We start from the raw sequence: 23,086 nt of genomic DNA on the forward strand, positions 1-23,086 counted from the left end.
CAGGTATTCCTGCCTTTTTATTTGTGTTTTTTTAGAGGGCTTTTTTGTTATAATCACGGCAATATTTTTGATATGAAAAAAACTATGAAACTGAAATTTATTATTGCTGCCATTTCAGCCTTATTTTCCACCGCACTTTTTGCCCAATGGCAACCTGTCGGCAATGCTGAATACACATGGGGGCCATTCCATGTTTATACTGTCGGCTTATATTCTGAAACGGGTTCCTATGAAAAAAATGAACGTCCGTTAATGTTTTCGATTAAATATGAAAAACCAGTAGAAGGAAAAAACTTCGCCATTGCTTTAACCAAAGAAATGGAATCACAAAATTTAAGTAAAGATGACACCACGGCATGGCTCAAAAAAATGCAGGAAATCTTCCCTGATTTTTCACCAAACGACATCTTAAATTTTGTTGCCTTAGCCGATAAAGGCTATTTTGTATTAAATGACACGGTGTTAGATCACGAATTCGATCAAAAGTTTACACAAGCATTTATTGATGTGTGGCTTTCAGATAAAAGTAGTTTTATCAAATTACAACCGCAATTATTAGGTAAAGAAAAACCGGCTCACGATAGCAAAGAATTTCAACATCAACCTGCAAGCGAGCCTTTTGATGAAGAAAATACGATGCCGGAATTACCACCAAATTACGATTTTAAACAAGACGCAAAAGGATAAACAACAAGGGCGAACATGATATGGTTCGCCCTTTTCCTTTATTGTTTCACTTGCTGTTCTAAAAACAAGATCATCTGCAATGCAATATCAATGCCACTGGTCTTCTCAATCATTTCTAATCCTGGACTAGCATTTACTTCCAGCACCAATACCCCTTCTTTTGAGCGAATCAAATCAACACCGGCTACCGCAAGTCCTAAGGCTTTAGTTGCACGGATGGCGATGGATTTTTCCTCTTCTGTGAGTTTAACTTTTTCTGCAGTGCCTCCACGATGAAAATTTGCACGAAACTCGCCATCTTGTCCAATACGCTGCATTGTGGCGACGACTTTATCACCGATCACAAAGCAGCGAATATCTGTTCCTTTTGCCTCTTCTATAAAATCTTGTAACAAGACAGGCACATTCGCATCTTTTAACGTTTCTAAAATACTGACCGCACTTTGTGGACGTTCCGCCAAGATCACCCCAATACCTTGTGAGCCTTTTAAGGTTTTAATAATCATTGGCGCGGTTGTTTGCTTAATGGCTTGTTTCGGCTCAACTTCACAACCTGATAAGACTGAATTTGGTACTGCAATACTTTGCTCTAATAACATCTGCAAACTGCGCCATTTATCGCGAGCGGCTAAAAATGCTTGTTCTTCATTAAGGCAATAGACGCCTTTTCCTTGGAAATGTCGCAATACCGCACAGCCCATTTGAGTGCTTGTCGTCCCAAAACGTGGTAACACAGCATCATAATCAGGCAATAAATAAAGTTCACTTTCTGCATTTTGTTGATAATACAACGAAAAGTGCGGTTGATTCTTGTCGAGTTTTAAAATGCAACGATTAGGATCCAAAATATCCATTTGATGCCCACAACTTTCTGCTGCTTCTTTTAAACGCTGGCAGCTATAAAGGCGAGGCTCACGGCAAAGCATCAATAATTTCATTCAGTTATATCCTTAGGAAAAGAGGAGTTGATATATTACACCAATCACAATAATCCTGAAAAATGATTTCTGCTTTTGTGGAAATAGAGTAAAATCGTTAGGAATTTTGTTTAAATAAAAGGAAAATTTTATGTTCGTAGTTATTTTTGGTCGTCCAGGCTGCCCTTATTGTGTACGTGCAAAAAACCTTGCTGAAAAATTAAAAGGTGAAGTGGCGGATTTCGATTATCGCTATGTAGATATTATCGCTGAAGGCATTTCTAAAGCAGATTTATCAAAATCTGTCGGTAAAGAAGTGGAAACTGTGCCACAAATCTTTATCGATGAAAAACCAATCGGCGGTTGCACTGATTTCGAAGCATTAATGAAAGAACAATTTAACGTTGTGGCTTAATTTATTCTATTCATATTAAAGTACGGCTTGTGTAAAAAAAACATCAAAAGACGTTTTTCTACACAAGCCGTACTTTTTCTTTTTATCTTATTTTTGATCTGCATCACAAAACCCATTTAATATCACTCTTTATAATTAGCCATTGAATAAAAAACCCTTTAGAATGCACCTTATTTTACTTATTTTTTATTACTAAAGGGAAATCATTATGAAGATAACCAAAGCCGCTGTCGCTGGAACACTTGAGTCTAGCGATGCTTTAATTCGTATTGAACCTGCTCACACGTTATCTATTGAAATCAATAGCTCTGTCGGAAAGCAATTCAGTGAAGCCATTGAACAAACGGTCAAAAATACACTCGCTCAACTCAACGTCACAGAAGCGCTAATTATCATAGAAGACAAAGGCGCATTAGACTGCGTATTACAGGCGCGCGTAAAAGCCGCCGCATTACGTGCAAGCGATGAAACCGTTAACTGGGAGGCCGTGCTATGAAATTAAGAAGAAGTATGCTGTTTGTACCAGGCTCAAACGCTGCGATGTTGAGCAATAGTTTTATTTATAAACCAGATTCCATCATGTTTGACTTAGAAGACGCAGTCGCCCTCAAAGAAAAAGATTCTGCCCGCTTATTAGTCGCACACGCACTTCAACACCCGCTTTATCAAGAAATCGAAACTGTGGTGCGGGTTAATCCGTTGGATTCCGAATTCGGTTTATTGGATTTAAATGCCGTAGTGCGCGCCGGTGTTGATGTGGTGCGGATGCCGAAAACCGAAACTGCACAAGATGTGGTTGATATGGATAACGCAATTACCGACATTGAGAAAGCCTGCGGTCGCGAAGTAGGTTCGACCAAAATGTTAGCGGCCATCGAATCGCCATTAGGTATCACTCAAGCAAACCAAATCGCCACCGCCTCCAAGCGTTTAATCGGTATCGCTCTTGGTGCGGAAGACTATGTGCGCAATCTTAAAACCGAACGTTCGCCGGAAGGCATCGAATTGCTCTTTGCCCGCTGTTCGATTTTACAAGCAGCGCGCGCCGCCGGTATTCAAGCCTTTGATACCGTGTATTCCAATGCCAACAATGAAGAAGGTTTCTTAAAAGAAGCGGCATTAATTAAACAGTTAGGCTTTGATGGCAAATCCTTAATCAACCCGCGTCAAATCGAACTCCTGCACAACTTGTTTGCACCGACACAAAAAGATGTGGAGCAGGCCAAACGTATTATTGAAGCAGCTGAAGAAGCGGAAAAACAAGGTTCCGGCGTCGTTTCCTTAAACGGAAAAATGATTGATGCGCCGATTATTGATCGTGCAAAACTCGTGTTAGAACGTGCGAAATCAGGCATTCGTGAAGAGTAAGGGAGAAAAAAGATGACAACAAGAGAACAACGCATTGCCAAATTCAATGCCAATCGTCCGGTGTATCAAGCAGTTCCAAAAGCCGAATCCCTTGCCCGTACGGCGAAAGACCGCAAACTTTGTGCCTCTTTGGAAGAAGCAATTAAACGCTCCGGCTTAAAAGACGGCATGACCGTATCTTTCCACCACGCCTTCCGCGCTGGTGATTTCATCGTTAATATGGTGATGGATAAAATTGCCGAAATGGGCTTTAAGAATCTGACCCTCGCCTCTTCATCCTTAATCGACAGCCACCACCCGATTATCAACCATATCAAAAACAGCGTCGTAACCAAAATCTATTCTTCCGGTTTACGCGGTGAGCTCGCCGAACAAATTTCCCGTGGTTTATTGGACGAGCCGGTAAACATTCACTCCCACGGCGGCCGCGTACATTTGGTCAAATCTGGCGAACTGAAAATCGACGTCGCCTTTTTAGGTGTGCCTTGCTGTGACAAATTCGGTAACGCTAATGGCTTTAGCGGCAAAAGCAAGTGTGGCTCTTTAGGTTATGCCCGCGTAGATGCCGAATACGCCGACAAAGTCGTATTGCTTACCGAGGAATTCGCCGATTATCCGCACCACCCGATCAGTATCGGCCAAGATCAAGTGGATCTCATTGTGCAAGTGGATGCTGTCGGTGATCCGAAAAAAATCGGTGGCGGCGCTACCCGTATGACCTCCAACCCACGCGAATTATTAATTGCCCGCAAATGTGCCGAAGTAATTTTCGCCAGCGGTTATTTTAAAGACGGCTTTTCCTTACAAACTGGTACCGGCGGTGCTTCCTTGGCGGTAACCCGATTCTTGGAAGAAAAAATGGTACGTGACGGCATTAAAGCTGACTTTGCTCTCGGTGGTATCACTGCCAGCATGGTAGATTTACACGAAAAAGGCTTAATCAAAAAATTATTAGACGTACAAAGTTTTGATGCGATTGCTGCCGAATCTCTTGCTCGTAACCCTAATCATATTGAAGTTTCGGCTAATCAATATGCGAACTATAGTTCCAAAGGCGCCTCCGTTGAGCGTTTGGACGTAGTGATTCTTTCCGCCTTGGAGATCGACACCAAATTTAACGTGAACGTATTAACCGGCTCCGATGGCGTAATTCGCGGTGCATCCGGCGGTCACTGTGATACGGCGTCTTCCTCACAAGTGGCCATTATCGTGGCGCCATTAGTTCGTGGTCGTATCCCAACGGTAGTGGAAAGCGTGATTACCTGCGTCACGCCGGGTGAAAACATCGACATCTTAGTGACCGACCACGGTGTTGCCGTCAATCCGAAACGTCCGGATTTAATCAATGCCTTATCTGATGCAGGTATCCCATTATTTACCATCGAACAACTTTGCGAACGCGCTTACAGTTTAACCAGCAAACCAAAAGAAATTGAGTTTACCGATAAACCGGTCGCCGTTGTTCGTTATCGTGACGGAACGGTAATTGATACGGTGTATCAAGTCAAAGAATAATGCTACAAAAAATCGCCTCCTTAACCCTCCTTAATAAAGAGGCGATTTATAGCATCCACAAAAGTGCGGTCATTTTTAAACACGTTTTTAGCGCAATATGACAATTTCCCTAAATCATTTTTCCACCGATGGAACAGAGATTTCTCTAGAACAGCTTTTAACGGCGCGTGAGGAACGAGCAAGTTTACAGCAACAGCTGTTAACCCAATATGGGCAAACCTTGCTTTGCGTCACCCTAACAGCGGTGGGCGGGGTGAAGAAAAATGCCCTGTTGGATTATGTCTTTACAAAAACATTGGAAAATCTGACCGCACTTTTTATGCAGTTGAACATCACGCCCACAAAGGAAATTATTCGTCCGTTAGCAACGGGGCATGAGGCGTTTTTTGTGTTGCCGATTGATGGTCGTGCGCTGAAAGCGGCAACGATCGAATTGGAGGAAAGCATACCCCTTGCCCGTTTATGGGATTTGGATGTGTTCGATGCGAAAGGTAATCTGCTGAGCCGTGCAGATTTTGATATTCAGCCAAGAGCCTGCCTAGTGTGTGGCAATGAAGCGAAAATCTGTACCAGAACTCGTAAACACGCCGTTGATGAAATTGTGGCAGAAATGCAATCCCGCGCCCAACGCCATTATATCGCGGAATATATCGGTGGGCAGGCTTATTCAGCATTGGTGCAAGAAGCACGCTTGTCGCCGAAACCGGGGTTGGTGGATACCATCAACAACGGTTCGCACAAAGACATGAACCTGCATACCTTTGAGCAAAGTGCGGTAAGTTTACGCCCTTTTTTTACGCAATTCGTACTCAAAGGCATGACCACCGCCCATTTGCCTGAAAAACAAATCTTAGCAGAGATTCGTCCAATTGGTCTATCAGCAGAAAAGGCAATGTTTGAAGCAACAAATGGCATTAACACCCATAAGGGAGCCATTTTTTCCTTCGGCTTGGTGTGTACTGCAATGGGGCGTTTATTAGCTCAACAAAATGTAATTCAAAGTTCAGTAAAGTTTGATATAAACTCAATCTGCTCACTTGTTGCTCAATTTGCTCAGGGTTTAACAGATGAACTCAAACATTATCCCGAGCATTTTCCAGTCACAGCCGGCGTACGCTTATTCAGAAAATACGGTTTAACCGGCGCTCGTGGTGAAGCGGAAAGTGGTTTTAATCTTATTCGAACGTTGTTACCTCAATTTGATGAGTTTCATCAATTGGATGAAGAACATCGTTTACTGATTCTGTTGTTGCATTTAATGGCGACCAATCCTGACACTAACGTGGTTCACCGTGGCGGTTTGGATGGGTTAAATTTTATACAACACACAGCTCGAGATCTGCTTGCAGATCATAAAATTGTATTAGATAAAAATATACTGATACAAGCATTAATGAAATTTGACATCGCCTGTATTGAACTAAATTTAAGTTCAGGTGGTAGTGCTGATTTACTAGCACTGGCAATTTTCTTTTTATCATTTAGAGGTAATTAATATGGCATTATCAAAAAATGCAAAATTGGCGATCTTAGCGGTTATCCCTTTGATCACCTTCTTATTGCCTGCTCCAGAGGGGCTTTCTCTGATTGCTTGGCGTTTACTCGGAGTTTACATTGCTACTATTGTCGGGCTTGTAATAAAGCCTTACGGAGAACCAGTAATTTTACTCGCAGCAATTGCTGTTTCAGGTATCATTATAGGTAATACTGAAGGCGCAAAAGAATTAGTCAAAGTAGGGAATATGTTGGATGGTTATAAATCAGGCACAACATGGCTTATCTTTACGGCTTTTACCTTAAGCTCAGCATTTGTAATTACTGGATTAGGCAAACGAATTGCCTATCACATGATTGGCGCCATGGGTAGCACGACCCTACGACTTGGTTATGTAACCATGTTCTTGGATTTACTGCTTTCACCTGCAACGCCATCTAATACAGCGCGTTCAGGCGGTATCATATTTCCAATCATTAACAGTGTGGCGGTAGCACTTGGTTCAGATCCTGAAAAAAGCCCGAAGAAGGCTGGTCGTTATTTGATGATGAACGTATATATGGTGGTAAAAACCACGTCCTACATTTTCTTAACCGCAATGGCGCCTAATGCTCTCGCACTTTCATTAATGGCTCCAATTTTGGGGTTTGAAACTACCTGGATTAAATGGTTCTTAGCCGCCTCTGTGCCTGGTTTAATTTGCTTATTCTTAATCCCATTAATTTGTTACTGGGTCTCTCCACCTGAATTAAAAGAAGTCGATAATAAAGCTATTGCAAAAAAAGGTTTAGAAGAATTAGGGCCAATGTCTTTCCGTGAAAAAGCACTTAGCGTGTTGTTTGTCATTGCCTTATTCGGTTGGATCTTCTCTGATACGCTTCATGTGAATGCGACTATCGTAGCCATTATCGTAATGGTTCTTTGCATTATGTTAAGTATTGTAACGTGGGATGATATTCTAAAAAGTAAAGGGGCATGGAACACCTTAGTCTGGTATGGTGGTATCATTGGTATGTCGGGTTTACTGGAAAAAGCCGGATTCTTTAAATGGTTGGCTAACACATTAAGTACCACTCTTCAATTTGAAGGACATGGCATGATGGCTCTCATCGTGATTCTGACTTTAAGCGTTGCAGTACGTTATTTATTTGCTTCAGGCGGTGCATACGTAGCAGCAATGGTACCTGTATTTGCAACTGTTGGGCATGTTGCGGGAGCACCTGCTGAGTTACTTGCACTAGGCTTAGTTTTTGCCAACGCTTACGGTGGTTCTGTAACACACTATGGCGGTGGTCCTGGACCAATTGCATTTGGAGCGGGCTATAATGACATTAAATCTTGGTGGATCGCTGGCGCAATCATTGCATTTGGTAGCTTAATTATCCACTTAACTATCGGTATGGCATGGTGGAAATTATTAATTAGCTTAGGTTGGTTATAATATAAATTCAAAAGTGCGGCTAGATCCTTATTTCAACCGCACTTTCCTGCTCGGTTAAACTGCAATCATAAGTACAGCTCATTGTACGATCGTAACTCACAGCAAACCAATGAGTATCATTCCATAGCGTGGAAATAATCTTCTATGTCTACGCAAAAATTCTCCATCACATGCAAGTATTCACAGAAAATTTCGACATTAAAGATCCGATGATACATGCTAAAAGCATTTTCAATGGGCGCATAAAGTGGATCAAATGGAAAAGGATAATTCTCGTTATTATATTGATGGTTAATCTAACGATGAGCTCACAAATCGTGATACTCATTACATTAATTTTCTGGCAATTTTGCCAAGAAAGCATAACCGCCTTTTTCACTCATTATTTCAACATTAGAATCCGCTGTAATAAATGCTGACTCACCTTGTTTCAAGGTAAGTGCGGTTGATTTTTCTTGTATTTTTAGCTCGCCTTGCATCACCAATAAAATGCCTGCACTTTGAAGATTTAATTCAGTATGTTGTTGTGGTTCAACACGAATTTGAGCTAAAGCAAAATCGTTTACTGGCGTTTTATAAGTAAATTCTGACTGATTTTGAGGTGCCGCTGAGATAATTTGAGGTGTTACTTCGCGACAATCCACAATTTTTAATAATTCGACAATATCGACATATTTTGGTGTTAAGCCACCACGAATCACATTGTCAGAACAGGCCATTAACTCCACATTTTGTCCGCGAAGGTAAGCATGAGGAATACCCGCATCTTGGAAAATGCCCTCTCCTTCTTTCAAATACACGATATTAAAGAGATAAAAACACACCAGGCCGGCATCTAATTTTTCAGGCGAAATCGCCATGGCTTCCATGGTATAAAGCACCCAATAATCCGGGTTATCTAGCGCCAACTCGCCATTTCTATAAGGCTGTTGGTTAGCTTCAATAATAGGTAATAGCCAATTTGCGAGCGTTGATTGATCCGCCAACATAACATCTGCATAAAATTCAGCAAGGCTTTGTGTGTCAAGTTTTTCAGTCAAAGGTTGCAAAGGGGGTCGCGCATTTAATGTCGCAAGGATTTGAGCTTTTGTTTTAAAACCATGTAAAAGCCAGAAATCAGATAAGGCAATCATCATTTCTGGTTTATGATTTCTATCTTTATAAGTCCGCGTGCTGTCTGTTAAGGCCACGCCTTTTGCATTTTCAGCCTCAAAGCCCTTTTCAGCTTGCGCTTTAGTTGGATGCAATTGAATCGATAACGGCTTTTCAACATCTAAAATCTTTAACAAATAAGGGAGTTCATCACCAAATTGCTGGCGGCTTGCTTGCCCAAGTGCGGTTGGATTTTGCGATAAAAATTCAATAAGAGATTCTTGGTTACTTACATTCTCAATCACGGAAGGCGCAGATGGATGCGCACCTAGCCACCACTCAGCACAAGGTTGATCTTGCTCTGAATTTAATCCAATCAATGATGCAATATAGTTTTTTCCGCCCCATGCATAATGCTGTACTTGGCCAGTTAATCGATAAATCATTTTTGCCTTCCTCAAAAAGAATAAGTATAAAAAAATCCGCTCATTTAAAGCGGATCTTTTAATCAGTGAATCTTATTTCTTTAAAGTTAGAACAATAGATTCTCCAGCAATCACCTCACCCGATTTTTTCTCAATGCATGAAATTTCATCCATGTTAGAGATAACCACTGGTGTTAAAACTGATTTCGCTTTTGATTCTAATGTTGCTAAATCAAATTCGATTACTGTGTCGCCGCGTTTCACGCTTTGCCCTTCTTGTGCAATACGAGTGAATCCTTCACCTTTTAATTCAACAGTATCAATACCAAAGTGAACAAATAATTCAACTCCCTCTTTTGATTCCATTGAAAATGCATGGTTGGTTTCAAAAATTTTACCAATAACACCATCAACAGGCGCCACAATTTTGTCACCTGTTGGGCGAATTGCGATACCATCACCCACGATTTTTTCAGAGAAAACAACATCTGGTACATCTTCGATATTCACAATCTCACCAGAAAGTGGCGCATAAATTTCCACTTCCACAGCTTTATTTTCTTTTGAACCAAATAATTTGTCAAATAAGCCCATTTTAATCTCCTATCTATTAAAGATGGCTGATATTTTAACGTAAAACTTTGTTTTTGTATCTAGTTTAACGATTTTTCTGCTAAAAAAGCCTGAATTAATTGTTCAATTTCAGCAGATGTTGGTTTTTGTAATGCTTCATCCGCCAAGGCTTTTACCTCTTGATAATTCACATGACGCACTAATTTTTTAATACGAGGTACAGAAATTGCACTCATACTAAATTCATCCAAGCCCATACCGAGTAACAATAAGGTCGCGCGTTCATCACCGGCTAACTCGCCACACATCCCCGTCCATTTGCCTTCTGCATGAGAGGCATCAATCACTTGTTTAATCAAACCAAGTACTGAAGGTGACATTGGATTGTATAAGTGAGAAATTAATTCGTTACCACGGTCAACGGCTAAGGTATATTGCGTTAAATCGTTTGTACCAATACTAAAGAAATCCACTTCTTTCGCTAAGAATTTCGCATTCACTGCCGCAGATGGGGTTTCAACCATGACACCTACTTGAATACTTTCATCAAAAGCCTTACCTTCTGCACGTAATTCGGCTTTTAACGTTTCAAGCACAGATTTTAACTCGCGAATTTCTTCTACCGAAATAATCATCGGGAACATCACGGCAAGTTTACCAAATGCCGAAGCACGTAATACCGCTCTTAATTGCGCATGTAAAATCTCACGACGATCAAGGGCAATACGCACTGCACGCCATCCAAGAAATGGGTTCATTTCTTTTGGTAAATTTAAATATGGAAGCTCTTTATCACCACCAATATCCATGGTACGTAATACTACTAAGCGGCCTTCCATTGCTTCAACCACTTCTTTATAAGCAATGAATTGCTCTTCTTCGCTTGGTAATTGATCACGATCCATAAAGAGGAATTCTGTACGGTATAAACCTACCCCTTCTGCACCATTACGATGTGCCCCTTCACAATCACGAATCGTACCAATATTCGCAACCACTTCAACTTTATGGCCATCAAGGGTCACTGCCGGTAAATCTTTTAATTTCGCTAATTCTGCTTTTTCTTCAGCGAGTTTTACTTCTAGTGTTTTTAATTCGTCAATTTCAGCTTGAGTCGGATTCACGTAAACACGGTTGTTCACGGCATCTAAAATAAGATAATCACCGGTATTCACTCGCGCGGTCACATCATTTGTCCCAACAATGGCCGGTAATTCAAGTGAACGAGCCATAATAGAGGTGTGAGAGGTTCTACCACCAATATCCGTGATAAAACCTAATACTTTTTCTAAGTTTAATTGAGCAGTTTCTGATGGGGTTAAATCGTAAGCCACAAGGATAGACTCTTCGGTAATATCACCAAGATCGACAATGTGCATACCTAAAATATTTTTGATTAAACGATTACCAATATCACGAATATCACCCGCACGTTCTTTTAAGTATTCATCATCAATCTCAGACAACATTTCAACTTGTTGATCGATGATTTTACTTGCTGCCACACTCGCATTTACTTTGTGTGAACGAAGATAATCAATAATCTCTTCTTCTAATTCTTCATCTTCAAGGATCATTAAATGGCCTTCGAAGATAGCCGCTTTTTCTTCACCTAAAGATTTTAACGCGCGTTGATGAATAGAATTAAGTTGCTCAACGGCTGCTTCACGGCCCGCATAAAAACGAGCAACTTCTGACTCGATTTGATCTTCTGAAATTTTTTGGAAATCCAGAACAATTTTTTCTTCTTTTAATACTAAAGCTTTACCAAAAACGATACCTGGCGATGCTGGGATACCTGTAATCATAATTTTACATTCCGAAATAATTTATTAAAAGCTAAATAAACAATAGCCACAGAATAGGAATTCTGTGGCTATCGTCAATTATTCTAAAGTAGGAATTAATGCTACTAAATGTTCAACGGCTTGTTGTTCGTCTTCACCTTCTGCCGAGATGGTAATTACAGTTCCTTGCGTCAAACCTAAGGTTTGTAGCTTAAATAAGCTTTTAGCACTTGCGCTCTTGCCTGCAGAAGTAACAGTTACATCCGAAGCAAAAGCTTTTGCTTCTTTTACGAACTGTGCCGCAGGGCGAGTATGTAAACCATTAGGAGCCGTAATCTCTACATCTTTTGAGAACATAATGTTACCTCTACATAGTAATAGTAAAATTCAAAAAACAATCTTATAAATCCGCAGTAGTATCCCTGTTAAGTATAAAATAATCAAGGAAAAACATAAAAAAAATTGAGCGATATCACAAAATTTAAACGTTTGCTTACTAAGTAAGAATAAAACATATACTACACAGAAAAATGACGTTGTGATTTTGTCTCACTCAGGCTTTCAATGAGGCGATGATAATTTTCATAGCGTATTGGTGAAATCCGCCCTGCCTCTACCGCTTCGCGTAATGCACAGCCAGGATCGTTCAAATGCTTACAATCTCGGAATTTGCACGTCCCTAAGAAATATTGAAATTCACGATATCCTTTGGTGATCTGATCTGGCTCCAAATGCCATAAACCAAACTCACGAATACCCGGTGAATCAATCAAATTGCCGCCTTGTGGTAAGTGGTATAAACGAGAAGAAGTCGTGGTATGTTGCCCTAAGCCTGAGGTTTCACTGATACCGCCTACCTGCGCATTAACTGTTGGTAAAATATGGTTAATTAAACTGGATTTACCTACCCCTGACTGCCCCACAAAAATGGATGTGCCATCACTTAAAAGTGCGGTCAATTTTTCCATATTTTTTCCGGTTTCAGCAGAAATGATGATGGTCTGATAACCAATATCACGGTAAATCTGTAATTGGCTTTCCACTTCCTGCTCTTGCTCGGCATTCAGTAAATCGCCTTTATTCACCACAATGACAGGTTCGATCCCTGCATTTTCACACACCACTAAATAACGATCGATAATATTGAGTGAAAGTACCGGTACAACGGCAGACACAATAATAATACGATCGATATTCGCCGCGATTGGTTTCAACCCATCATAATAATCTGGGCGAGCAATTTCATTTTGTCTTGGGTGAATGGCTTCAATCACCCCACTCACTCCTTGGAGCTGTTCATTGCCTTGTCGCCAAATCACTTTGTCTCCAACCACAAGACTAGAAAGTGTACGACGTAAATTACAACGGAAAATTTCGCCTTGTGCATTTTCCACATCTGCATGAACTGAATAACGCGTAACGACTATCCCATCTTGGCTTTCACCTAGCATATCATCTTGCCATTCCACTTCTTTCTTCTTGTGGCGATGCAAGGCTTTCGCGTTATTTGATTGAATTCGACGAGTTTGATTTTGCGTTAGTTTACGTTTGCTCATAAAGTGCGGTCGTTTTTTCCGATGTTTTTCGTTAAAATAAACGGGATTAAAAATGTTTATAGGATACCTTATATTATGCAATTAGATAAACAAAATCTGATTTGGATCGATTTAGAAATGACAGGATTAGATCCTGAAAAAGAACGCATTATTGAAATCGCAACCATTGTGACCGATAAAGATCTCAATATTTTAGCTGAAGGACCTGTGATTGCAGTGCATCAAAGTGATGAATTATTAAACAAAATGTCGGAATGGTGCGTAAAAACCCACACAGCTAACGGCTTAGTGGAACGTGTTAAAGCGAGCAAACTCACCGAACGTGCAGCAGAATTACAAACATTAGATTTTTTAAAACACTGGGTGCCGAAAGGTGCTTCACCGATTTGTGGCAACAGCATCGCACAGGATAAACGCTTTCTTTACAAATATATGCCTGATTTAGCGGATTATTTCCACTATCGTCATGTGGATGTCAGCACATTAAAAGAATTGGCTTCTCGCTGGAAACCAGAAATTTTAGATGGATTTAAAAAAGGCAATACTCATTTAGCTCTTGATGATATTCGTGAATCAATTAAAGAGTTAGCTTACTACCGTGAGCACTTTATTAATCTGGGTTGATGAAAACTTAGGCAAACTCAATCATTTGCGAAATCTGCGCTTGCGTTGAATAAATTTTTTCGTATAATGTTGCCTCATTCACCAATGTGAAATGCGGGAATAGCTCAGTTGGTAGAGCACGACCTTGCCAAGGTCGGGGTCGCGAGTTCGAGCCTCGTTTCCCGCTCCAAATTTTCACATGGATGCCCTGCGGGAATAGCTCAGTTGGTAGAGCACGACCTTGCCAAGGTCGGGGTCGCGAGTTCGAGCCTCGTTTCCCGCTCCAAATTCTCAATCCGTTGCTGAAAAGCAGCGGATTTTTTATTGTATTTTCCCTACATATTCCCTTCAAAATACGATAAAATCCTCTAGAAACTTTAACCTAAAAAATCACGCTAAGAATGACCGAATTAACCCAATACATTCCTGATGAAGGCACTATGCTCCGTTTTGGTAAAAAACTCGCAGAAGTGCTTGTAAAACAACCGAAAGATAACGCTATTGTGCTTTATTTTAATGGCGATCTTGGTGCAGGTAAAACCACCCTGACTCGTGGAATGGTGCAAGGTTTAGGCTACCAAGGCAATGTCAAAAGTCCTACTTATACGTTAGTGGAAGAATATAGCATTGCAGGAAAAATGATTTATCACTTTGATTTATATCGTCTTGCCGATCCTGAAGAATTGGAATTTATGGGTATTCGTGATTATTTCAGCCAAAATTGCATCTGCTTAATCGAATGGGCTGAAAAAGGTGAGGGCATCTTGCCTGAGGCTGATTTACTAGTGAATATTGATTATTACGACGATGCTCGAAACATTACGCTAATTGCTCAAAACTCAGTAGGCGAGCATATTTTGGCACAACTATAAAACTGACTTACATGAAAGCAAAATTTTCGTTTCTTTTTGGAATATTTTCTCTAATTTCTACTACCGTATTTGCCGCACCACAATGGACAATTGCCATTGATCCTGGCCATGGCGGTAAAGATCCTGGTGCAATCGGAAAAAATTTAGGTATTTATGAAAAGAATGTCACGCTTTCTATTGCTCGAGAACTAAAAGCTTTATTAGATAAGGATCCTAATTTCAAAGGTGTCTTAACACGTAGTAGCGATTACTACATTTCTGTTCCTGAGCGCTCTGAAATTGCACGAAAATTTAAAGCAAATTTTCTTATTTCAATTCATGCCGACTCTTCGTTAAACCCTAACCAACGTGGAGCGTCTGTCTGGGTACTCTCCAATCGCCGTGCTAATGATGAAATTGGGCAATGGTTAGAAGATGATGAAAAACGTTCAGATCTTCTCGGAGGCACGGGTAAAGTACTTTTAAGCCACAATGATAAATATTTAGATCAAACAGTGCTCGATTTGCAATTTGGACATAGTCAACGTACTGGCTATGAGTTAGGAAATAGTATTTTACGTCGTTTTGCACGTGTAACACCTTTAAGCCGAAGCACGCCTCAACATGCTAGCCTTGGCGTATTACGTTCACCGGATATTCCTTCTGTTCTCGTGGAAACGGGGTTTCTTTCTAATATGGAAGAAGAACAAAAACTGAATACTATTACTTATCGTCGCCGTATTGCTTATATGATTTATGAAGGCTTAGTCGCTTATCGCAACGGTAATTTAAAAACGATCGTAGTTCTACCTAGTGACGAGCAAGACAGCAAATCTACAAAATCAAACAATCAAAACAATGAAAAATCTGACCGCACTTCTGATGTGAAAGACAGCGGTATTCGCCATAAAGTGAAATCAGGCGAAAGCATTGGTAGCTTGGCGAACAAATATGATGTCAAAGTCAGTGAAATCATTGAGTTAAATAAACTGAAACGCAAAGAACTTTGGCTAAATGAAACCATTAAGATTCCAGATAATGGCAAAGGCAAAAAAGCGGAAGAACCAACTAAAAAAGAAGAGAAAAACGCCGAAAAATCTGACCGCACTTCAAGTGTTAAAGACAGTGGCGTCCGTCATAAAGTGAAACCTGGTGAAAGCATTGGTAGCCTGGCAAACAAATATGATGTAAAAGTCAGTGAAATTATTGAATTAAATAAACTAAAACGTAAAGAACTTTGGCTGAATGAAACTATTAAAATCCCAGATAACGGCAAAGGCAAAAAGATAGAAGAAAAACCTAAATCGGATGATAAAGCCAAAGCTGATAACAAAGGGAAAAACAGCAAGATTGTTGAAGCTGAAAAAGCCGTTTCTAAAAAAGATAAAAAACAAGAAAAAACCGAGAGTAAAAAAGAGCCTGAGAAAAAAGGCAACGATAAAAAAGACGTTTCTTCAAAAGGAAATGAGAAGAAAGATAATGGCAAGAAAGAAATCCCGCTTTACCATACGGTGAAAGCCGATCAAACTCTCTATGGCATCTCTCGTGAATACAATGTACCGGTTAATCGTCTTTTAAAACTGAACCCAATATTGAAAAACGGCAAAATCGTGACTGGGCAAAAAATCAAACTTAAAGAAAAATAAGGAATCCTATGGCAATCAAAATTCTTTCTCCACAGCTGGCTAATCAGATTGCCGCAGGTGAAGTGGTCGAACGCCCTGCTTCTGTGGTGAAAGAATTAGTGGAAAACAGCCTTGATGCCGGTGCCAATAAAATTCATATTGATATTGAAAACGGCGGCGCCAGCCTGATTCGTATTCGAGATAATGGCAGTGGTATTCCTAAAGAAGAATTAAGTCTCGCACTCGCTCGACACGCAACCAGTAAAATTACCGATCTTGATGATCTCGAAGCCATTTTAAGTTTAGGTTTCCGCGGTGAAGCCCTTGCCAGTATCAGCTCGGTTTCTCGTCTCACGCTTACTTCTCGCACTGCAGAGCAAAATGAAGCATGGCAGGTTTATGCACAAGGACGAGAGATGGAAACTACAATTAAACCTGCGTCTCATCCAGTCGGCACGACAGTTGAAGTCGCAAATCTCTTTTTTAACACGCCAGCTCGTCGTAAATTCTTGCGCACTGATAAAACAGAATTTGCTCATATTGATGAAGTCATTCGCCGAATTGCTTTAGCAAAATTTAATATTGCTTTTACGCTCACTCATAACGGCAAAATGATTCGACAATATCGTCCTGCAACGAATGAAGAGCAACAACTAAAACGTGTTTCTGCTATTTGTGGCGATGATTTTGTTCAGCATGCCTTGCGCATTGATTGGAAACATGATGATTTGCATCTTTCTGGCTGGGTGGCGGCACCTGAATTTACACGTTCTCAAAATGATTTGAACTATTGCTATATCAATGGACGAATGGTGCGTGATAAAGTGATCACCCACGCCATTCGCCAAGCTTATGCGGAGCATTTACATACTGAGCAATACCCTGCATTTGTGCTATTTATCGACCTCAATCCACATGATGTCGATGTCAACGTGCACCCAACAAAACACGAAGTTCGTTTCCATCAAGCCCGCTTAATTCATGATTTTATCTGCCAAGGCGTAACAAATGCGCTCAATGCTATTCCTCAAGCTAAATTGGATTTAGCGCCAGCTATAAATGCAGCAAGAGAGCCTTCGGCTTCATATAAACCTAACTATGAACCGAAACCCAATCGGGCGGCAGCGGGACACAATATTTTCGCTTCGAATTATCATCAGCCTCGCGAAAAACAATCAGAAAATCGACCACACTTTTCAAACCGTAGTGAATACGTTCCGTCATATGGTTATCGTGAACAACCTACAAAGACGGAACAACGCTTATATGGTGAATTAGTACGTCCTGTGGAAAATTCTCAAGTTTTAACAAAGTCAGTCGTTGAACAACTCCCACAGACAAGTGAACCAGGCTATTTACGCGCATTAGCATTAATTGAAAATAAAGCATTGCTTTTACAACAAAATCAGCAGTTTTATTTGATGTCATTAGCTAAATTGCAAACCTTAAATTATGAATTAACCTTACAACAAGGTGAAATTTCACAACAACCGCTGCTCATTCCGATTATTTTCCGCTTAGATGAAAAACAATTTGAACAATGGCAAAAACAAAAAGCCTTTTTTCAGCAAAGTGGTTTTGAATTTATTGAAAATGAAGCCCAGCTACGTCTCACTCTAAACAAAGTGCCTACGGTTTTACGTACACAAAATTTACAAAAATGTGTGGTAAGCCTACTTGCGGAAGATCTAGAAAATATGCCTGATTTTCTGACCGCACTTTGTCAGACGCTAGAGATGAAACCGATTCAAGTATTAGCGGATGCGGTCAGCTTATTAAGCGAAACGGAACGCTTACTGAATAAAGCTCATCAAGAGAAATTTAATACATTACTGAAACCGATTAACTGGCAACCTTTTTTAACTGATTTGTAATATGACACAAAAAACTGACTCCAAACCGACCGTACTTTTTCTAATGGGACCAACAGCCTCAGGAAAAACAGATCTTGCTATTCAATTACGTCAAAGCCTGCCAGTGGAAGTGATCAGTGTCGATTCTGCATTAATTTATAAAGGCATGGATATTGGTACGGCAAAGCCTTCTAAAGAAGAACTTGCTCTTGCCCCTCACCGATTAATCGATATTTTAGATCCCGCGGAAAGTTATTCTGCGATGAATTTTCGTGACGATGCGCTCAGAGAAATGGCCGATATTACCGCACAAGGTAAAATTCCGCTTTTGGTTGGCGGCACGATGTTGTATTACAAAGCATTGATTGAGGGGCTTTCTCCTCTTCCATCTGCTGATGAAAATTTACGCTTAGAAATTGAAGAAAAAGCGCAAAAATTTGGCTGGCCAGTACTTCATCAAGAATTACAAAAAATTGATCCTATTTCAGCAAAGCGTATTAATCCAAATGATTCACAGCGCATTAATCGTGCACTAGAAGTATTCTATTTAACGGGCAAATCATTAACGGAATTAACCGAACAAAAAGGCGAAGAATTGCCTTATCAATTTTTACAATTCGCTATTGCACCAGAAGATCGCGCGGTATTGCATCAACGTATCGAACAACGTTTTTATAAAATGATCGAATTAGGTTTCCAAGAAGAAGTGGAAAAACTCTATCAACGAGAAGATCTCCATCCTGATTTGCCTTCTATACGCTGTGTTGGCTATCGCCAAATGTGGGAATATTTACGTGGTGACTATGATCATGAAGAAATGGTCTTCCGCGGTATTTGTGCAACTCGACAATTAGCCAAACGACAAATCACCTGGCTACGCGGCTGGAAAACACCACTAAATTGGCTAGATAGTCTGCAACCGCAACAAGCCAAAGAAATCGTACTACGCAAGATTGACGAACATTTTAAAGGGTAAATTATGGCACTTTCACTTCCGCTTTCGACTGAAAAACTCATTCAACTTGGCGAAGTGCTTTGCCAACATTTCCCTGAAATGAATCTTGATGAAATAACCCAACAAATCGAGCGGGACGCAACAAATCTCACGACACCAATCGGACAAATCAACTATGCCATCAGTCTGTCTGATTTCTTGGAAAAAGTCTTAAAAAAACACCCGCACTTTTTAGCCCAATGGTGGCAAACACCTCCTCAATTTTCAGATTGTCAACATTATGCTAGCCGTTTAGCTGACCAACTCTCCACTATCCAAAACGAAGAACAGCTTTACAAAACATTACGAAATTTTCGTAATCAAGAAATGGCAAAACTTAGTTTCTGTCAAAGCTTGAATCTTGCCACCGTAGAAGACATTTTTATTCGTCTTTCTCAACTTGCTGAAAGCCTTATCATTGGTGCGAGAAATTGGCTATATAAACAAGCTTACGAAGAAATGGGCACGCCTTGTGATGAAAATGGCAATCCTCAGCAACTCTATATTCTTGGCATGGGAAAATTAGGTGGTTTTGAGCTAAATTTCTCCTCTGATATTGATTTAATTTTTACCTATCCTTCACAAGGCGAAACCGTTGGAGCAAGACGAGCCATTGATAACGCCAAATTTTTTACCCGTTTAGGACAACGTCTGATTAATGCATTGGATCAATTTACGCCAGATGGTTTTGTCTATCGTACGGATATGCGCCTTCGCCCTTTTGGCGACAGCGGTACGCTAGCCTTAAGTTTTTCTGCAATGGAGCAATATTACCAAGATCAAGGGCGAGATTGGGAACGCTACGCCATGATCAAAGGGCGTATTTTAGGCGCAAATGAGCAAGATCCCAATGTAAAAACCTTGCAGCAATTACTTCGCCCCTTTGTGTATCGACGCTATATTGATTTTAGTGTGATTCAAGCTTTACGTGAAATGAAAGGTAAAATTGAGCGTGAAGTGCGTCGTCGTGGCTTAAAAGACAATATTAAGTTAGGCGCAGGCGGGATTCGAGAAATCGAATTTATTGTGCAAGTTTTTCAGCTAATTCGCGGTGGACGTGAGATTAAGCTCCAACAACATGAATTGCTTAAACTTCTCCCTGAAATACGAGATCTTGGTTTAATTACGCCTCAACAATACCGTGAATTAAGAGAAGCTTATATCTTTCTACGACGTATTGAAAACGTGCTTCAAGCCATTGATGACCAACAAACGCAACTTCTGCCAACAGATGAAAAAAATCGCCTTAGATTAATGGTCGGTTGTCGAGAATACACTTATTTAGATGAGAACAATCAGGCTACGATAAAATCTTATCCAATTGAAAACTGGGATGATTTCTATCAAACATTACAGGCACACCAACAAAAAGTGCGGTCAGTTTTTGATGCATTAATTGGTGAAGAAAAAGATGAACCTAACGATGACAATAATCAGTGGATTGATTTTTTAGAAGGTGATCTCGATGATATTGAACAAATGCTAGTCGATAATCACATTGATGAAGATGCGATTTCCGATATCTTAGATAAACTTATTCAATTTAAAGATGGGCTTTCGCGCCGGGTTATTGGCTCTCGAGGTCGAGAAGTTTTAGCTCACTTATTGCCAAATATCTTCACTCAAATATTTGAACAAAAAAATTACCGCACTTTATTGCCACGCATCCTCAATATTGTGGATAAAATTGCGAGTAGAACGACTTATTTGGAATTGCTCTTAGAAAATCCTCAAGCCATTGAGCAGCTAATTGAACTATGTTCGCAATCCCAGATGATCGCTGAACAAGTGGCTCGTCACCCTATTCTACTCGATGAATTATTAAATACTGAAGCGCTACGTAATCCATTGCCATTCACACAGTATCCTGACGAATTAAAGCAATATATGCTGCGATTACCGCAAGATGATGAAGAACAATTTATTGACGGGTTACGCCAATTCAAACAGTCCATTTTATTACGTGTTGCAGCCGCCGATATTCTCGACGTATTGCCTGTTATGAAAGTAAGCGATCATCTCACTTATCTGGCAGAAGCAATCATTGATGCCGTTGTCAATTTTGCTTGGCAACAAGTCAGTCAACGATTTGGGATCCCCGAACACCTTGCAGATAAAACTGAAAAAGGTTTTTTAGTTATTGGCTACGGCAAATTAGGTGGAATTGAACTCGGTTATAAATCTGATTTGGATTTAGTCTTTTTATACCAAGCTGTTGAAGGCCAAACCATTAGTGGGAAAAAATCCATTGATAGTAACCAATTCTATTTAAGACTGGCTCAAAAAATTGTCAGCATTTTTAGCATGAATACCAGTGCAGGCGTACTTTACGATGTTGATATGCGATTACGACCTTCAGGCGATGCTGGCTTACTAGGCTGTTCGCTTCAAGCATTTGAAAACTATCAACTCAATGAGGCATGGACTTGGGAAAAGCAAGCGCTTGTCCGCAGTCGTGCCATTTTTGGTGAAACTGAATTAAAAGCAGAATTTGAAAACATTCGCTGTAATGTACTTTCAGCTCAAAGAGATATTAATCAGCTAAAAATTGAAGTAAGAGAAATGCGTGAAAAAATGTACGAACATTTATCTCACACAAAAGAAGGCTTTTTTAATATCAAAACAGATCGTGGCGGCATTACCGATATTGAATTTATCGCCCAATATCTGATGCTTGCGAATGCTCCAGCTAATCCAATATTAACAAAATGGTCTGATAACGTCCGCATCTTTGATTCAATGGCAGAACATCACATTATTTCTCTAACAGAATGTGAAAAGCTCAAATTCTGCTACGTAACACTACGTAATAAAATTCATCACCTGAACTTATTAGGAAATCCTGTCATTGTTGATGATTCGGCGTTTACAGAAGAAAGGGAATTTGTTTGTTCTTTTTGGAATAAGTTATTTTCTTAAAAGATTAAAGGAGTCTATTCTCAGATATTTGGGATAAACTCCTTTTTATATATTCTCTACGTAAAAACAGCCTAACTTTCTACCGCACTTATATTGTCAAAGTAATCTTTAACAAAACTCCATAAACAAAAACCCCAAGCTCTTTAGCTTGGGGTTCTACATTCAGACCTGGCGGTGTCCTACTCTCACATGGGGAAGCCCCACACTACCATCGGCGCATCGGCGTTTCACTTCTGAGTTCGGTATGGGGTCAGGTGGGACCACCGCTCTATCGCCGCCAGGATTATTCCTTTAATAACTTTTCTCTCTCTGCTCCGCTATCTCTAGCGTCTCACAACCAAACAAGCTGATTCACCTAAAAACTTTCTTCTTCTCTTTCTTCTCTGAGTTTTTTATTTTAATCTCACAACCTCAAAAACCCTTGAGCGTTGTATAGTTAAGCCTCTCGGGCAATTAGTATCTGTTAGCTCAACGGCTCGCACCGATTACACACCAGACCTATCTACGTCTTAGTCTTAAACAACCCTTACAGATTTATAATCTGGGAGAACTCATCTCTTGGCAAGTTTCGTGCTTAGATGCTTTCAGCACTTATCTCTTCCGCACTTAGCTACCCGGCAATGCGTCTGGCGACACAACCGGAACACCAGTGGTGCGTCCACTCCGGTCCTCTCGTACTAGGAGCAGCCCCAATCAATTCTCCAACGCCCACGGCAGATAGGGACCGAACTGTCTCACGACGTTCTAAACCCAGCTCGCGTACCACTTTAAATGGCGAACAGCCATACCCTTGGGACCTACTTCAGCCCCAGGATGTGATGAGCCGACATCGAGGTGCCAAACACCGCCGTCGATATGAACTCTTGGGCGGTATCAGCCTGTTATCCCCGGAGTACCTTTTATCCGTTGAGCGATGGCCCTTCCATTCAGAACCACCGGATCACTATGACCTACTTTCGTACCTGCTCGA

Annotated in this window: 19 protein-coding genes, 2 tRNA genes and 2 rRNA genes; 15 read left to right on the forward strand and 8 right to left on the reverse strand. The window is 40.5% G+C overall.

Annotation, left to right across the window (positions count from 1 at the left end; all coding sequences use genetic code 11):
- The first annotated feature begins 84 nt into the window (after positions 1-84).
- On the forward strand, positions 85-687 hold the full coding sequence (locus ACXVWP_RS08825) for a chalcone isomerase family protein (protein ID WP_054418949.1): 603 nt from the start codon (positions 85-87) through the stop codon (positions 685-687).
- Between the two features lie 38 nt (positions 688-725).
- Here the strand turns inward: ACXVWP_RS08825 and ACXVWP_RS08830 are convergent, their stop codons facing one another.
- Positions 726-1,625, reverse strand: a complete 900-nt coding sequence (locus ACXVWP_RS08830) for a RimK family alpha-L-glutamate ligase (RefSeq protein WP_289902468.1) — start codon at positions 1,623-1,625, stop codon at positions 726-728.
- A gap of 130 nt (positions 1,626-1,755) precedes the next feature.
- On the opposite strand from ACXVWP_RS08830, the gene ACXVWP_RS08835 reads away from it, so the two are divergent.
- The 6 genes from ACXVWP_RS08835 to ACXVWP_RS08860 all read left to right on the forward strand — a co-directional run bounded on the left by ACXVWP_RS08835 (position 1,756) and on the right by ACXVWP_RS08860 (position 7,838).
- On the forward strand, positions 1,756-2,019 hold the full coding sequence (locus ACXVWP_RS08835) for a GrxA family glutaredoxin (RefSeq protein WP_005695639.1): 264 nt from the start codon (positions 1,756-1,758) through the stop codon (positions 2,017-2,019).
- Positions 2,020-2,227: 208 nt separating this feature from the next.
- Positions 2,228-2,515, forward strand: a complete 288-nt coding sequence (citD, locus tag ACXVWP_RS08840) for a citrate lyase acyl carrier protein (RefSeq protein WP_128787066.1) — start codon at positions 2,228-2,230, stop codon at positions 2,513-2,515.
- Entirely contained in the window at positions 2,512-3,387 is an 876-nt protein-coding gene (gene citE / locus ACXVWP_RS08845) for a citrate (pro-3S)-lyase subunit beta (RefSeq protein WP_289902469.1), read from the forward strand. Before citD ends, citE begins: the two co-directional genes overlap by 4 nt.
- A 12-nt stretch (positions 3,388-3,399) precedes the next feature.
- Positions 3,400-4,902: a citrate lyase subunit alpha gene (citF, locus tag ACXVWP_RS08850; RefSeq protein WP_297569320.1), complete on the forward strand. Its 1,503-nt coding sequence runs from the start codon at positions 3,400-3,402 to the stop codon at positions 4,900-4,902.
- Positions 4,903-4,999: 97 nt separating this feature from the next.
- A complete protein-coding gene (gene citG, locus ACXVWP_RS08855; protein WP_297569322.1) occupies positions 5,000-6,397 on the forward strand; it encodes a triphosphoribosyl-dephospho-CoA synthase CitG in 1,398 nt (465 codons plus the stop codon).
- A gap of 1 nt (position 6,398) precedes the next feature.
- Positions 6,399-7,838 carry an anion permease gene (locus ACXVWP_RS08860; protein WP_289902472.1) on the forward strand — a complete coding sequence of 480 codons (1,440 nt, stop codon included), beginning with the start codon at positions 6,399-6,401 and terminating at the stop codon, positions 7,836-7,838.
- A gap of 332 nt (positions 7,839-8,170) precedes the next feature.
- Here ACXVWP_RS08860 and manA read toward each other — a convergent pair whose 3' ends face one another.
- From manA to rsgA, 5 genes are all read right to left on the reverse strand, one after another.
- The gene (gene manA, locus ACXVWP_RS08865) at positions 8,171-9,376 is read right to left on the reverse strand and encodes a mannose-6-phosphate isomerase, class I (protein WP_289902473.1); all 1,206 of its coding nucleotides are present in this window, start codon (positions 9,374-9,376) and stop codon (positions 8,171-8,173) included.
- Positions 9,377-9,448: 72 nt separating this feature from the next.
- A complete protein-coding gene (crr, locus tag ACXVWP_RS08870; RefSeq protein ID WP_049355414.1) occupies positions 9,449-9,949 on the reverse strand; it encodes a PTS glucose transporter subunit IIA in 501 nt (166 codons plus the stop codon).
- 59 nt (positions 9,950-10,008) lie between these two features.
- The gene (gene ptsI / locus ACXVWP_RS08875; protein WP_049355415.1) at positions 10,009-11,736 is read right to left on the reverse strand and encodes a phosphoenolpyruvate-protein phosphotransferase PtsI; all 1,728 of its coding nucleotides are present in this window, start codon (positions 11,734-11,736) and stop codon (positions 10,009-10,011) included.
- A gap of 78 nt (positions 11,737-11,814) precedes the next feature.
- Entirely contained in the window at positions 11,815-12,072 is a 258-nt protein-coding gene (ptsH, locus tag ACXVWP_RS08880; RefSeq protein WP_049355416.1) for a phosphocarrier protein Hpr, read from the reverse strand.
- Positions 12,073-12,233: 161 nt separating this feature from the next.
- Positions 12,234-13,271: a small ribosomal subunit biogenesis GTPase RsgA gene (gene rsgA / locus ACXVWP_RS08885; RefSeq protein WP_128787062.1), complete on the reverse strand. Its 1,038-nt coding sequence runs from the start codon at positions 13,269-13,271 to the stop codon at positions 12,234-12,236.
- 75 nt (positions 13,272-13,346) lie between these two features.
- Between rsgA and orn the strand changes: the two genes are divergently transcribed.
- The 8 genes from orn (at position 13,347) to glnE (ending at position 22,116) form a co-directional block, all read left to right on the forward strand.
- Positions 13,347-13,895, forward strand: coding sequence for an oligoribonuclease (gene orn, locus ACXVWP_RS08890; RefSeq protein ID WP_128787061.1), 549 nt, complete (start codon positions 13,347-13,349; stop codon positions 13,893-13,895).
- Between the two features lie 93 nt (positions 13,896-13,988).
- Positions 13,989-14,064 (forward strand) — tRNA-Gly (locus ACXVWP_RS08895).
- A 20-nt stretch (positions 14,065-14,084) separates the two neighbouring features.
- Positions 14,085-14,160 (forward strand) — tRNA-Gly (locus ACXVWP_RS08900).
- 115 nt (positions 14,161-14,275) lie between these two features.
- Positions 14,276-14,746, forward strand: coding sequence for a tRNA (adenosine(37)-N6)-threonylcarbamoyltransferase complex ATPase subunit type 1 TsaE (gene tsaE / locus ACXVWP_RS08905; RefSeq protein WP_126471864.1), 471 nt, complete (start codon positions 14,276-14,278; stop codon positions 14,744-14,746).
- An 11-nt stretch (positions 14,747-14,757) separates the two neighbouring features.
- Positions 14,758-16,371, forward strand: coding sequence for an N-acetylmuramoyl-L-alanine amidase (locus tag ACXVWP_RS08910; RefSeq protein ID WP_289902474.1), 1,614 nt, complete (start codon positions 14,758-14,760; stop codon positions 16,369-16,371).
- A gap of 8 nt (positions 16,372-16,379) precedes the next feature.
- Entirely contained in the window at positions 16,380-18,224 is a 1,845-nt protein-coding gene (mutL, locus tag ACXVWP_RS08915) for a DNA mismatch repair endonuclease MutL (protein WP_458473363.1), read from the forward strand.
- Position 18,225: 1 nt separating this feature from the next.
- Complete coding sequence (gene miaA / locus ACXVWP_RS08920; RefSeq protein WP_289902476.1) at positions 18,226-19,179, forward strand: tRNA (adenosine(37)-N6)-dimethylallyltransferase MiaA; 954 nt, start codon at positions 18,226-18,228, stop codon at positions 19,177-19,179.
- Between the two features lie 3 nt (positions 19,180-19,182).
- Positions 19,183-22,116, forward strand: coding sequence for a bifunctional [glutamate--ammonia ligase]-adenylyl-L-tyrosine phosphorylase/[glutamate--ammonia-ligase] adenylyltransferase (gene glnE, locus ACXVWP_RS08925; protein ID WP_369866784.1), 2,934 nt, complete (start codon positions 19,183-19,185; stop codon positions 22,114-22,116).
- Between the two features lie 166 nt (positions 22,117-22,282).
- On the opposite strand, the gene rrf is transcribed toward glnE, so the two are convergent.
- Positions 22,283-22,398: ribosomal RNA gene (gene rrf, locus ACXVWP_RS08930) — 5S ribosomal RNA — on the reverse strand.
- Between the two features lie 150 nt (positions 22,399-22,548).
- Positions 22,549-23,086 (reverse strand): 23S ribosomal RNA (locus ACXVWP_RS08935); the annotation flags it as partial.

Source organism: Haemophilus sp. SZY H56 (assembly GCF_054332415.1).